We start from the raw sequence: 12408 nt of genomic DNA, 5'->3' as shown, positions 1-12408 counted from the left end.
ACCGGAGAGGCCAACGTGGCAGAGTTCACGCTACCCAAGAATTCCCAGATCCAGGCCGGCAAGCATTTTCCGGCGAAGGGCGCGAAGAACGTGCGCACCTTCAAGGTCTACCGCTGGACGCCGGACGACGGTCAGAACCCGCGCACCGACACGTACGAGGTCGACCTCGATACGTGCGGTCCGATGGTTCTCGACGCCCTGCTGAAGATCAAGAACGAGATCGATTCGACGCTCTCGCTGCGCCGCTCGTGCCGTGAAGGCATCTGCGGTTCCTGCGCCATGAACATCGCCGGCACCAACACGCTGGCATGCACGAAGGCGATCGAGGACTGCGGCAGCGGCACCGTCAACATCTATCCGCTGCCGCACATGCCGGTGGTGAAGGACCTGGTGCCGGACCTGACGCATTTCTACGCGCAGTTCGCCTCGATCAAGCCCTGGATGCGCACGCAGAGCCCGGCGCCCGCGGACAAGGAGCGCCTGCAGTCGCCGGAAGACCGCAAGAAGCTCGACGGTCTCTACGAATGCATCCTGTGCGCCTGCTGCTCGACCTCGTGCCCGAGCTACTGGTGGAACGGCGACCGCTACCTCGGTCCGGCGATCCTCCTGCAGGCCTACCGCTGGATCGTCGACAGCCGCGACGAGGACACCGGTGCGCGCCTGGACGATCTCGAGGATCCGTTCAAGCTCTACCGCTGCCACACGATCATGAACTGCGCGCGCACCTGCCCAAAGGGTCTCAACCCGGCGAAGGCGATCGCGGAGATCAAGAAGCTGATCGTGCAGCGCCGCTCGGCCTGACCTCCAGACGGCTGGCTACGAGCGGGCCATGTGGGAGCGCGCTTGCCCGCGCTCCCACATGGCGCTTCCGCTTTCCCCTATAGCCGAGACTTTCCATGGACGAAGCCCGCCTCAAGCGACTGCGCTGGCGTACCCGCCGTGGTACGCGCGAGCTCGACCGCCTGTTCGGCGGCTGGCTCGACGAGCGCTTCGCCGACGCGGACGAGCCCACGCGGCTGGCATTCGATGAATTGCTCGACGTGCAGGATCCCGATCTCTGGGACTGGGTGATGGGTCATGCCCGCGCGCCCCGCGACGACTGGCAGGGCATCATCGATGACATCCGTTCGAGGCATCGCCTTTGACTACCGGCCATCCGCCGCGCTGACGCGACTCGGCGTCGGCATCGTCTTCCTCGCTTCCGTATCGCCGCTCTTCACGGGGTTGCCAGGGGTTCTCCGATGTTTCGTGTCCGTCGGCATCGCCTTCGTCGGCTGGCGGCAGCTGGCCGCCTGGCGCCGGCCGCCGGTGACGGCGCTGGCGTGGGCCGCCGACGGTGTCTGGAGCGTCACCCTCGCCGCGGGTTCCGAGCGGGAGGCCGAGCTCCGGCACACGCGGGTTTTCGGGCGTGCCGTTTTCCTGGATCTGCGCTGGGACGGCGGGGCCGCGCAGGTGGCCCTGCTGCCGGATAATGCGCCCGCCGAGGAGCTGCGGCTGCTGCGGGCCCGGCTGGCGTGAAGGCGCGTCGGAACCGGGATTGCGGCCTCGCTGTCATACGACGGGCGGTTTCCCGGTCGGCTTGCCCCGGCTGGCCGCATCGGGCACTCTGCCGCGCGGTACCTGCCTTTCGCGCGGTGCCCTCATCACAGGCGTTAAGTCGACAGGTATGTTCAGACCCCTAGAGCTCTTCATCGGACTGCGCTACACGCGCGCGAAGCGCCGCAACCAGTTCATCTCGTTCATTTCGACGGTATCGATCGTCTGCATCGCGATCAGCGTCACGGCGCTCATCACCGTGATGTCGGTGATGAACGGCTTCGACAGCGAGCTGCGCAACCGCATCCTCGGGGCGGTCTCGCACATCACCGTGTCCGGCATCGGCGAGACCGTGCAGAACTGGCAGCACGCGGTGACGACGGCGGAACATACCGACCACGTGCTCGGCGCGGCCCCGTACGTCGAGATCCAGGCCTTCCTCCAGGCCCGGCGTCCGAGCGGCGCGTTGATTCGCGGCGTGCTGCCGGCCATGGAGCCGAACGTGTCGGACATCGACCGGCACATGGTCGAAGGGAAGATGTCCGACCTCACCGACCGCAGCTGGAAGATCGTGCTGGGCCGCGAGCTGGCGCTTGCGCTGGGGGCGTCCGTCGGCGACAAGGTCACGGTCGTCGTGCCGCAGTTCACGGCCACGCCGATGGGCGCGGTGCCGAAGCTGCGCAGCTTCACGGTCAGCGGCATCTTCGAACTGGGCATGCAGGAGTACGACGCCAATCTCGCGCTCGTGTCGATGCAGGATGCCGAGCGCCTCAACGGTCTCGACGGCCCGACGGGCGTACGCCTGAAGCTCGACGACATGCGCGACGCCTATCCCGTGGCGCGCACGCTCGCCAACGAGCTCGGGCAGACCTACAGTTTCCAGACGTGGATGGATACCCACGCCAATTTCTTCCGCGCGATCGAGATGGAGAAGAAGGTGATGTTCATCATCCTCTCGCTCATCATCCTCGTCGCCGTGATCAACCTCATCTCGATGCTGATGATGCTCGTCACCGACAAGCAGGCCGACATCGCGATCCTGCGCACCCTGGGTTCCACGCCGCGCAGCATCATGGGAATGTTCATGGTGCAGGGCGTGCTCGTGGGCGTCGTCGGCATCGGCTTCGGTGTCCTGCTGGGCGCCGTGCTGTCGCTGAACCTTCCGGCGATCGTGAAGTGGATCGAGCACGTGACGGGCCAGAACTTCCTCTCGCCGGACGTCTACTACATCAGCGAACTGCCGAGCCAGCTGCTCTGGTCCGACGTGGGCTGGGTGGTGCTGACGACCTTCGCGTTCTCCCTGCTTGCGACGCTCTATCCCGCGTGGCGCGCCTCGCGCACGCAGCCTGCCCAGGCGCTCCGTTATGAATAAGCCGAACGACGACATCGTGCTGCGCGCCACCGGTGTCGCCAAGGTCTACGAGGAAGGCGACCTGCGCACGGGCGTCCTCTCGAACGTGAACTTCGCGCTGCGCCGCGGCGAAACCATGTCCATCGTCGGCGCCTCCGGCACCGGCAAATCGACGCTGCTGCACATCATCGGCGGGCTCGACACGCTCAGCGCCGGCAAGGTCGAAGTGAACGGCCGGGTGCTTTCGGAGCTGTCCGACGCGGAACGCGGTCGCGAGCGCAACCGTTCGCTCGGCTTCATCTACCAGTTCCATCACCTGCTTCCCGAGTTCACGGCGCTCGAGAACGTCTGCATGCCGCTGCTGATCCGCGGCGTGTCGATCGCTCAGGCACAGAAGGAGGCCACGGCGTTGCTGGAGCGCGTCGGGCTCGGTTCGCGCCTGCGCCATCGTCCGGCCGAAATGTCGGGCGGCGAGCGCCAGCGTTGCGCCGTGGCGCGCGCGCTCGTCACGCGGCCCGCGTGCGTGCTCGGCGACGAGCCCACCGGCAACCTCGACGAGGCCAACGCGGCGCACGTCTACGAGCTGATGATCGAGCTCAATCGCGAGATCGGCACCAGCTTCGTGCTGGTGACGCACGACTCGCGCCTCGCCGGCCGGATGGATCGCACCCTCGAACTGCACGCGGGCGAGCTGCACGAGCGCTAGGCTCAGATCGAGCGTTGCACCACGCGCTCCGCCGCGCCGCGGCCGCCGTCGTTCGCCGAGGCGACGACGGCGTAGTTGTGCCCGCCGTTCGACCAGTAGTTCGCGAGCAGGCCGTTTTCCTCCCGGGATCCGCGCGGGAGCATGCGGCGGGCCGGGCCCGGCGGCCGCACGTAGAAGCTCACCGTGTGGCCGTTGCCATCGTCGTAGAGGACCATGCCCGCGGGACCCTGCTCGGTCGCGAACAGCCGGCCGCCGATGGGCCGGAAGCCGGCATCGGCCAGATCGGGCAGGCGCACGTCGGAGCCGACGCGTCCCGCCAGCCAGGCACGGAGGTCGGTCTCGTTGCCCGTCGTGATGTCCATGCCGACACCGTGGTCGAGCGCGAGCAGCCGATAGGCCTGCATGGCATCGGCCATCGGCGCGTCGCCCGTGCCGATCCCGCGGACAGTCCAGCCCGCCATGCTTCCGACGGCCAGGCACAGGAACAGCGACGCGGCCAGGGCCAGGCGGCCGCTGTGCCGCCGGCGCGCGGTTTCGCGCACCGTGATCGGATCCAGGCCGGGGGCGGGCGTCAGGTCGCCTGCGAGGAGCGTGCGCAGTTGCTGCGCGTCGTTCCGCCAGCCCTGCACCTCGTCCGCCTGCTCGGGGTGGCGGGCCAGGTAGCGTTCCACCTCGCTGCGGTGCGCGCTGTCGAGGTGCCCGTCCACGTAGGCATGGATGTCGTGTTCGCTCGGGGGCGTCGTGGTCGTCATTTCAGCAGTCGCAGGGACGGGGATTCGGAATCGCCTTCGCCAAGCTGGCGCAGGGCGCGTCGGGCACGGGAGAGACGCGACATGACGGTGCCGACCGGCACCTTCAGGATGTCCGCGACCTCGCGGTAACTCATGCCTTCCACCGTGATCCAGAGCAGCAGGCTGCGCTGCTCGACGGGCAGGGCGGCGAACGCGGCAAGCGTGGAATGCGCCAGGGCGACGCGCTCGGCGGACGGCCAGGTGGGTTCCTCGCTGGGCAGCGAGCCCAGGAGCAGCGCCTGCCGGGCGGAGCGACGCTTCCCGTCGAGGAACAACCTGTACAAGATCGAGAACAGCCAACCGCGCAGGCTCTCCTCATCGCGCCGGGTATGCCAGCGGGAAAGCGCGCGCTCGACGGTCGACTGGACGAGGTCGTCGGCGGCATGCACGTCGCGGGCGAGCCACAGCGCGAAGCGCCGCAGGCGCGGCAGCATCGTCCGAAGGGCTTCGTCGATTCGCGGGTCGGACATGCCGGGCCTCTCGCCGGGGCTTTCATGGACGTTAGACGTCCGGTCGGGAGAAATATTCCCCGGTCCGGGAATAAAAGTCCCTGACGTACGTCCCACCCTGAACACGCCAACGCAACCAGGAACGCACACGATGACAGAGAAACGGCAGGACCCGCGCCCTCCGGCGCACGCGGCAGGACGATGGGCGCTGATAGGGCTGGCGGTGGTGGGCGCCGCTGCCGTTTTCGGGTACGTCGGTGGGTGGCTCGCGCCCGAGCGGCTGACCCCTAAGCGGATCATCAACGCGCTACAGGCCAACGGAGGCGACTATCCCGGGTTCCGGCGCAACCATGCCAAGGGCATCTGCGTGACGGGGCGCTTCGAGTCCAATGGCGAGCTGGCGAAGTACTCGACGGCGGCCGTGTTCGCGCCCGGCAGCACGCCGGTGGTGGGACGCCTCGCGATCCCCGGCGGAAACCCCTATGCCGGGGACAGCTCCGCGCCCATCCGCAGCTTCGCGCTGCGCTTCGACATGGCCGATGGCGAACAATGGCGGACGGGCATGAACGCCATGACGGTGTTCCCGGTGTCCGACCCGAAGGCGTTCTACGAGCTCACGGTCGCGACGCATCCGGATCCCTCCACCGGAAAGCCGGACCCCGCCAAGGCGGGCGCCTTCTTCAAGTCTCATCCGGAATCGGCGGCCTTCCTGGACTGGATCAAGACGGCGAAGCCGTCGGCGAGCTACGTGCCGGAGACCTACCGCAGCATCAACGCGTTCTACCTGCGCGATGCGCAGGGCGAGCGGCATGCCGTGCGCTGGATGCTCGTGCCGGATAAGGGCCCGGAAGGCGACGGCGGTGCCGCCGCCGGGGACACCGACTATCTGGCCGCCGACCTGATGAAGCGTCTGGGGCAGGGTCCCGCGCGCTGGCATCTGCAGATGGTCTTCGCCAATCCCGGCGATCCGGTCGACGACGCGACGAAGATCTGGCCCGACGATCGCCGCACCGTGGACGCCGGCACGCTCGTCATCGACGCCGCCGAGGCGCAGGCCGATGGCCCGTGCCGCGACGTGAACTACGATCCGACCATCCTGCCGCGCGGCATCGAAGTGTCCGGCGATCCGTTGCTCGCCGCCCGTTCGTCGGCCTATGCCGATTCCTATCTGCGCCGCACCAGCGAGGAAGCGCACGTCCCGGGCACGGCCCGTCCGAAGGAGGCCCACCCATGAGCCGCGCCGATACGTTCCATTGGTTCGCCCGACTGCTGCACTGGCTGATGGCCGCGATGATCCTGTCGATGCTCTTCATCGGTGCCGGCATGGTCACGTCCGTCGAATCCAAGTACCTGTGGCTGGTGTCGATCCACAAGCCGCTCGGCATCGCGGTCTTCGTGCTCGCGCTGATCCGCCTCGGGTTCCGCCTTACGCATCCCGCGCCGCCGCTGCCGGCCGACATGCCTCTCTGGCAGAAGCTGGCCGCGCACGCGTCGCACTGGCTGCTTTACGCGTTGATGATCGGACTGCCGCTGATCGGCTGGGCCATGCTGTCGGCCGGTAACTATCCGGTGACGCTGGGCGGCGGTCTGCGCCTGCCGCCGATCGTGCCAGCGGATGCGTTGCTGTTCGCGTGGCTGCGCGAAGCCCATCGCTACCTGGCGTGGCTGTTCTTCCTGACGTTCCTCGCGCACATGGGCGCCGCCTTGATGCACGGCCTGATCCGCCGCGACGGCGTCCTGCAGTCGATGACGGGCGGGCGACGTCCGGAGCGATCCGACATCGCCTGAGGCAGGCCCGCCGATCGCCTCACCGTCGCACCGGCGCACGCCGGTGCCCACGGCGAGGCGATCGGTCGTCGCGACACCGCACACACACGAGCGCCCGGAGCGCGACGCCCCCTCGTGGACCGAGGACGTGGACCCCGGCGTGCGCCGGGGTTCATGCATGCGCTCATACCCCCTCACGTCGCACCGGCGCACGCCGGTGCCCACGGCGAGGCGATCGGTCGTCGCGACACCGCACACACACGAGCGCCCGGAGCGCGACGCCCCCTCGTGGACCGAGGACGTGGACCCCGGCGTGCGCCGGGGTGACGGGTTCATGCACGGCGTCGCTGCCCCCTGACGTCGCACCGCGGTGACGGTGACCGGATTCACGCATGCGCTCACACCCCCTCACCGTCGCACCGGCGCACGCCGGTGCCCACGGCGAGGCGATCGGTCGTCGCGACCGCGCTCGACCAGGTCCGCGACGAAGCGCGCGACACACCATCCCACGACGCCCGCCGGCCCGTGCAGAATAGGCCGGATGCGCCTCGCACTCGCCACCCTGATCGTCCTGCTCGCCGGCTGCCGCTCGCTGGGCTACTACGCGCACGTCGCGCACGGCCAGGCGGCGCTGCTGACCGAGCGCCGCTCGATCGCGAAGGTCGTCGCCGACCCGAAAACGCCCGCGAAGACGCGGGAGCGGCTCGAACTCGCGAGCGAAGCGCGCCGCTTCGCCTCCACGCGACTGGCCCTGCCCGACAACCGCAGCTACACCTGGTACGTGGCGCTCGACCGGCCCTGGGTCGCGTGGAACGTGTTCGCGACGCCGGAGCTGTCCGTCGCGCCCATCACCCATTGCTTTCCGATCGCCGGCTGCGTGGCCTATCGCGGCTACTTCCGCCACGACCTCGCCGAGCGCGAAGCCGCGCGGGAGTCGGCGCTGGGGCACGATGTGTCCATCGGTGAGGTGCCCGCCTATTCGACGCTCGGCTGGTTCGCCGACCCGATCCTCAGCAGCATGATGCGCTGGGACGACGACGAGCTCGCCGGCACGATCTTCCACGAGCTCGCGCATCAGGAGCTCTACGTGAAGGACGATTCGTCGTTCAACGAATCCTTCGCCACGTTCGTCGAGCGGGAAGGCCTGCGTCAGTGGCGGCGTTCGCGGAACCTTCCCCCGCCGGACGAGCGCGGCGACATGCTCGATCGGTCCTTCACGCGGCAGATCCTCGCGCTGCGCGGGCGGCTTGGGACGCTTTACGCCGAGGATCGTCCCGACGAGGCGAAGCGCGTCGCCAAGGCCGAGACCTTCGAGGCGTTCCGCGGGCAGTATCTGGTCTGGCGCGAGACCGAGGCCGGAGGCGACCGCCGCTACGACCGCTGGATGGCGAAGCCGTTGAACAACGCGCGACTGCTGCCGTTCGGTCTTTACGACACGTGGGTGCCGTCGTTCGCCGCGATGTTCGCCGGCACCGGCGGGCGTTGGCCCGCCTTCTACGCGCGGGTCCGCGAACTGGCGAAGCGGCCACCGGACGAGCGGACGAGGGAACTCCAGCGGCTGGCGGCGCGGAGCGACGCCCTGTAGGCAAGGCGGGATGCAAGGCCCCAGCGTTCGTCCCGGCGAACGCAGCGTCCGATTTCGGGCGTCCGGACGTCCATACGCAGGTGTAGTGTCGGGGTTCGTTATATGGGTAGCCCTGTCATGTCGCTTCTCACCTCCTGGTTCCGCATCCGTTTCTGGAAGCGCGTGGCCGCCGGTTTCGCGCTCGGCGCGCTCGCCGGTTGGGCCCTGGGGCCCGACGCGGCGGCGTGGTTCGGACCGCTCGGGCAGCTCTACGTAACGCTGATCAAGATGATCGCGGTGCCGCTGGTCTTCTTCGCGGTGCTGCACAGCGTGTCCAGCCTCCACGGGGTCAGGGACGTCGCCGCCCTGGGTTCGCGTACGTTCGGCTGGTTCGCGGCCACCGCGACGCTGGCCGTGCTCGTCGGCCTGCTCGTGGCGCACGTCGCGCAGCCCGGTCTGGGGGTGGAAGGTCTCTCGGCACCGCTCGACTGGAAACCGAAGGCGGTACCGGAGCCCGTCAAGGTGCTGCTCGACATCGTGCCTGCCAATCCGTTCCGCGCGCTGACCGAAGGCAAGATCCTGCAGGTGATCTTCTTCGCCGGGTTGCTCGGCCTCGCGCTGGTGAAGATCGGCGAGAAGTCGGCGAAGCTGCGCGCACTGGCCGGCGAGGCGAACGACGCCATGATCCAGGTGACGCGCTTCGTGCTCGAAGTCACCCCGCTGGGCACTTTCGGCCTGATCGCCGCGCTCGTCGGCAGCTACGGCTTCGAGAAGCTGCTGCCCCTGGCCAGCTTCGTCGGGGCGCTTTACGTCGCGTGCGCATTGCAGATCGTCGTCGTGTATGGCGGCCTGTTGCTGGGGCACGGCCTCAACCCGTGGAAGTTCTTCCGCGCCGCGTTCCCGGCGATGCAGGTGGCTTTCACGTCGTCGTCGAGCTTCGCCGCCATGCCGATCGCGTTGCGCACCGTCGTGCGCAACCTCGGCGTGAAGGAGGAGTACGCCGCGTTCGCCGTGCCGCTGGGCGCCAGCATCAAGATGGACGGCTGCGGCGCGATCTATCCGGCGATCTCCGCCGTGTTCATCGCGCAGTATTTCCATCTCGACCTGCAGCCGGCGCAGTACCTCGTGATCCTGCTCGCCTCGGTCCTCGGCTCGTTCGGCACCGCCGGCGTCCCCGGCACCGCCACCGTGATGGTCACGCTGGTGCTGAGCTCGGCGGGCCTGCCGCTCGAAGGCATCGGTTACCTCGTGGCGATCGACCGCATCCTCGACATGATGCGCACGATGACCAACGTCACCGGCCAGATGGTCGTGCCCGTGCTGGTCGCGCGCGAACGGGGCATCCTCGATCTGGAGGTCTACCACCGGGCGTCGGGCGACGCGGTGGTCGAGGGCGAAACGCTGGCCTGAACCAGCCAGGCTTCAGTGCGGGGCCTTCCGCGTCGACATGTGCCTCAGGTACGCGACGAGGTCGTCGAGATCGGCGTCGGACAACACGGCGCGATCGAAGCCCGGCATCTTCGCCTGCGGCCAGCGGCGGAGGTCCTGCGGGTTACGGATCAGCGTGCGCAGCATGTCGGCCCGAAGGTATTCGGTCGGGCTGTGCGGAAGGTTGAGGTCCGGCCCCAGCTTCGCGTCGCCCTGGCCGTTGAGCGTGTGGCACGTGATGCAGTTGCGCTGGAACACCGTGAAGCCATGCCGCTCGGGGGCGTCCTTCGCGAGACCGTCGGCGGGCCGCATCGCCGGGAAGCGCGACGCGGGGTCGGCGAGCACCCGGATGGTCGCCACCTGGTACGGCCACTGCTCGGGCCCGATGTGCCCCGCGGCCGGGTTCGTCCAGACCAGGTAGAACGGACCCGCGCCGGCCTTGCCTGCGCCCAGCGCGGGCCAGGGCTTGCCGGGCGGCTCCACGGCCAGCCAGGCCTCGGCGCCGTGGCCGTCGACGACCGCTGCCGCCGGGATCTCGGCGGCGAAGCCGTCGAGCGCCACGAACTGGAGGTGGGCGTCGGCCGCCACACCGGGCAGCAGGGCCTTGAGCGGCACGGCGAGGTACTTCGTCTCGCGGTGGTACGAGACATCGTCCGGAACCCGCACCTCGCGCACGTCGGCCCGGGACAGCAGCTGCTCCGTCGTGAGGGCGCGTGGACCCGCGCCGGTGTCGATCGTGAGCGTGGCGGCGCGCGGGGCGCCAGCGATGACGAGTAGCAGGGTAACCAGGAGAAGGCGCACGATCGTTCCTTGGGAATCGCGGGGGACGGCCCTCGGATTATCCCCGCAACGCCCCCATGTGGAGCGGACACGACGCACGGATTTCCCCATGGCAGACACTTCCGTCCCCGACTTCTTCCAGCGCTTCCCCATGGAGCGCGTGACCACCGGCGAACTCGACGCCGAACTCGCGCGAGACGACGATCGCATCGTGATCCTGTTCCTGTGGGGTCGCGACTGCCCGAACTGCGACATCGCGAAGCGGCAGATCCTGCTGACACCGGAGCGGTTCGCCTGGCCGGAAGTGCGCTGGCTGCACGACAACGTCTACGACGATCCGAAGATGGCGACGCGCTTCGGCCTGCACGGCATCCCCGCCTGGTTCGTGTTCCACCGCGGGAAGAAGCTCGGACGCATCACGTCGTGGCCCGGAGCCGATGCCTTCGTCGACGCCGTGAACCGGCAGATCGCCGCGACGGGCGCGACGGCATGATCGTCACGTCGTTGCTGGATACCGACCTCTACAAGTTCACCATGATGCAGGTGGTGCTGCATCAGTATCCGGCGGCGGAAGTGGAGTACCGGTTCCGTTGCCGCACTCCCGGTATCGACCTCGTGCCGTTGATCGGTCGCATCCGCGAGGAAGTCGACGCGTTGTGCTCGTTGCGCTTCGACGACGACGAACTCGATTACCTGCGCGGCCTGCGCTTCATCGACAGCGATTTCGTCGACTTCCTCGGCCTGTTCCAGCTCAACGCGAAGTACGTCCGCATCGAGCCGGGCGCGAAGGACAACGGCGAGATCGAGATCGTGATCGCAGGGCCCTGGCTGCACACGATCCTCTTCGAGGTACCGTTGCTCGCGATCGTCAACGAGCTGTACTTCCGCGCGACGTATCCGGGCCTCGATCTGGACGAAGGGCGCCGTCGGCTGCAGGCCAAGATCGCGCTCCTGCGCGACACGCCCGGTTACGAACGGGTGCGCATCGCCGATTACGGCACGCGCCGCCGCTTCTCCCGCGATTGGCATGACGAAATGCTCGCGACGCTCAGGGCGGAGCTCGGACCGCAGCTTGCCGGCACCAGCAACGTCTGGCTGGCGAAGCGGCAGGGGCTGGTGCCCATCGGCAGCATGGCGCACGAGTACCTGCAGGCGTTCCAGTCGCTGGGACCGCGCCTGCGCGACTCGCAGACGGCGGCGCTCGAGGCCTGGGCACGCGAGTACCGCGGCGACCTCGGCATCGCGCTGTCCGACGTGTACGGGCTCGACGCGTTCCTGCGCGATTTCGACATGTACTTCTGCAAGCTCTTCGACGGAGCGCGGCACGATTCCGGCGACCCCTTCACCTGGGGCGACCGCGTGCTGGCGCACTACGAGAAGAACCGCGTGGATCCGCGCACGAAGACGCTGGTGTTCAGCGACGGCCTCGACATCCCCCGCGTGATGGAGCTCTACCGCCACTTCGCCGGCCGCTGCCAGCTGTCGTTCGGCGTGGGCACGAATCTCACCAACGACGTCGGTCCGTCGCCGCTGAACATCGTGATCAAGATGACCCGCTGCAACGGCCAGCCGGTGGCGAAGCTGTCGGATTCACCGGGGAAGGCGATGGGCTTCGAGGATCCCGATTACGTGGCGTACCTGCGGAAGGTGTTCGGGCTGCCGTCGTCGACCTGAGGATCGCTCCCCGGTCATGGTCGGGCGTAGGAGCGGACCTGTAGTGTCCGGGTATTTCTGGACCACCGAGTAGGAGCAAAATCTCCTGCGAGGTGATCCATGGGATACAAGAAGATTTCGTCGGCTCTGAAGGCCGAAGCGGTCCGACTGGTGGTCGAGGCGGGGCATTCCCCGCCTGAAGCGGCCCGGATGATGGGTATTGGCCCGACGGCGCTGCGTCGTTGGGTCGAGCAATATCGGGAACGACAGGCCGCCATGCCGTCCACGACGGCAGAGCAGCAGCTCCTTATCGAGCAGTTGCGAGGCCAGCTGGAGGCATCGGAGAAGGCGCGCGCGGCATTGGCTGAGGAGCGCGACGTTCT

At 68.3% G+C, this 12408-nt stretch carries 15 protein-coding genes; 12 read left to right on the top strand and 3 right to left on the bottom strand.

The window, feature by feature from the left end; genetic code table 11:
* Positions 1-15: 15 nt before the first annotated feature.
* From BMY69_RS08290 to lolD, 5 genes are all read left to right on the top strand, one after another.
* Entirely contained in the window at positions 16-801 is a 786-nt protein-coding gene (locus BMY69_RS08290; RefSeq protein ID WP_090053744.1) for a succinate dehydrogenase iron-sulfur subunit, read from the top strand.
* A 95-nt stretch (positions 802-896) separates the two neighbouring features.
* Positions 897-1145, top strand: a complete 249-nt coding sequence (locus tag BMY69_RS08285; RefSeq protein WP_090053742.1) for an FAD assembly factor SdhE — start codon at positions 897-899, stop codon at positions 1143-1145.
* Positions 1117-1518: a hypothetical protein gene (locus BMY69_RS19610; RefSeq protein ID WP_177191112.1), complete on the top strand. Its 402-nt coding sequence runs from the start codon at positions 1117-1119 to the stop codon at positions 1516-1518. Before BMY69_RS08285 ends, BMY69_RS19610 begins: the two co-directional genes overlap by 29 nt.
* A gap of 148 nt (positions 1519-1666) precedes the next feature.
* Positions 1667-2908, top strand: coding sequence for a lipoprotein-releasing ABC transporter permease subunit (locus tag BMY69_RS08275; RefSeq protein ID WP_090177045.1), 1242 nt, complete (start codon positions 1667-1669; stop codon positions 2906-2908).
* Positions 2901-3593, top strand: coding sequence for a lipoprotein-releasing ABC transporter ATP-binding protein LolD (gene lolD / locus BMY69_RS08270; protein WP_090053737.1), 693 nt, complete (start codon positions 2901-2903; stop codon positions 3591-3593). Before BMY69_RS08275 ends, lolD begins: the two co-directional genes overlap by 8 nt.
* Before the next feature lie 2 nt (positions 3594-3595).
* Here lolD and BMY69_RS08265 read toward each other — a convergent pair whose 3' ends face one another.
* Together BMY69_RS08265 and BMY69_RS08260 are read right to left on the bottom strand one after the other, a co-directional pair.
* Positions 3596-4345, bottom strand: a complete 750-nt coding sequence (locus BMY69_RS08265) for an anti-sigma factor family protein (RefSeq protein ID WP_090177042.1) — start codon at positions 4343-4345, stop codon at positions 3596-3598.
* Entirely contained in the window at positions 4342-4854 is a 513-nt protein-coding gene (locus tag BMY69_RS08260) for an RNA polymerase sigma factor (RefSeq protein WP_090177040.1), read from the bottom strand. The genes BMY69_RS08265 and BMY69_RS08260 overlap by 4 nt, the downstream gene beginning before the upstream one ends.
* 130 nt (positions 4855-4984) lie before the next feature.
* Here BMY69_RS08260 and BMY69_RS08255 point away from each other — a divergent pair, with 130 nt between their 5' ends.
* The 4 genes from BMY69_RS08255 to BMY69_RS08240 all read left to right on the top strand — a co-directional run bounded on the left by BMY69_RS08255 (position 4985) and on the right by BMY69_RS08240 (position 9574).
* Positions 4985-6067 (top strand): catalase family peroxidase, encoded by a 1083-nt coding sequence (locus BMY69_RS08255; protein WP_090177037.1) that lies wholly within the window; start codon positions 4985-4987, stop codon positions 6065-6067.
* A complete protein-coding gene (locus BMY69_RS08250; protein ID WP_090177034.1) occupies positions 6064-6621 on the top strand; it encodes a cytochrome b in 558 nt (185 codons plus the stop codon). The genes BMY69_RS08255 and BMY69_RS08250 overlap by 4 nt, the downstream gene beginning before the upstream one ends.
* Positions 6622-7141: 520 nt before the next feature.
* On the top strand, positions 7142-8185 hold the full coding sequence (locus BMY69_RS08245) for an aminopeptidase (RefSeq protein WP_090177031.1): 1044 nt from the start codon (positions 7142-7144) through the stop codon (positions 8183-8185).
* Between the two features lie 117 nt (positions 8186-8302).
* Positions 8303-9574, top strand: coding sequence for a dicarboxylate/amino acid:cation symporter (locus BMY69_RS08240; protein ID WP_090177028.1), 1272 nt, complete (start codon positions 8303-8305; stop codon positions 9572-9574).
* 12 nt (positions 9575-9586) lie between these two features.
* Here BMY69_RS08240 and BMY69_RS08235 read toward each other — a convergent pair whose 3' ends face one another.
* Positions 9587-10393 carry a cytochrome c gene (locus BMY69_RS08235; RefSeq protein ID WP_255364507.1) on the bottom strand — a complete coding sequence of 269 codons (807 nt, stop codon included), beginning with the start codon at positions 10391-10393 and terminating at the stop codon, positions 9587-9589.
* Between the two features lie 88 nt (positions 10394-10481).
* Between BMY69_RS08235 and BMY69_RS08230 the strand changes: the two genes are divergently transcribed.
* The 3 genes from BMY69_RS08230 to BMY69_RS08220 all read left to right on the top strand — a co-directional run.
* Positions 10482-10865: a YbbN family protein gene (locus BMY69_RS08230; protein ID WP_090177023.1), complete on the top strand. Its 384-nt coding sequence runs from the start codon at positions 10482-10484 to the stop codon at positions 10863-10865.
* Positions 10862-12046, top strand: coding sequence for a nicotinate phosphoribosyltransferase (gene pncB / locus BMY69_RS08225; RefSeq protein WP_090177021.1), 1185 nt, complete (start codon positions 10862-10864; stop codon positions 12044-12046). Before BMY69_RS08230 ends, pncB begins: the two co-directional genes overlap by 4 nt.
* A 99-nt stretch (positions 12047-12145) precedes the next feature.
* Positions 12146-12408 (top strand): transposase (locus BMY69_RS08220; protein ID WP_143070428.1); only part of this gene is annotated, 263 nt, incomplete at its 3' end.

Origin of the sequence: Luteibacter sp. UNC138MFCol5.1 (assembly GCF_900110505.1) — a bacterium.
Classification (GTDB): Bacteria; Pseudomonadota; Gammaproteobacteria; order Xanthomonadales; family Rhodanobacteraceae; genus Luteibacter.
This window is presented reverse-complemented; position numbering and strand designations above follow the sequence as displayed.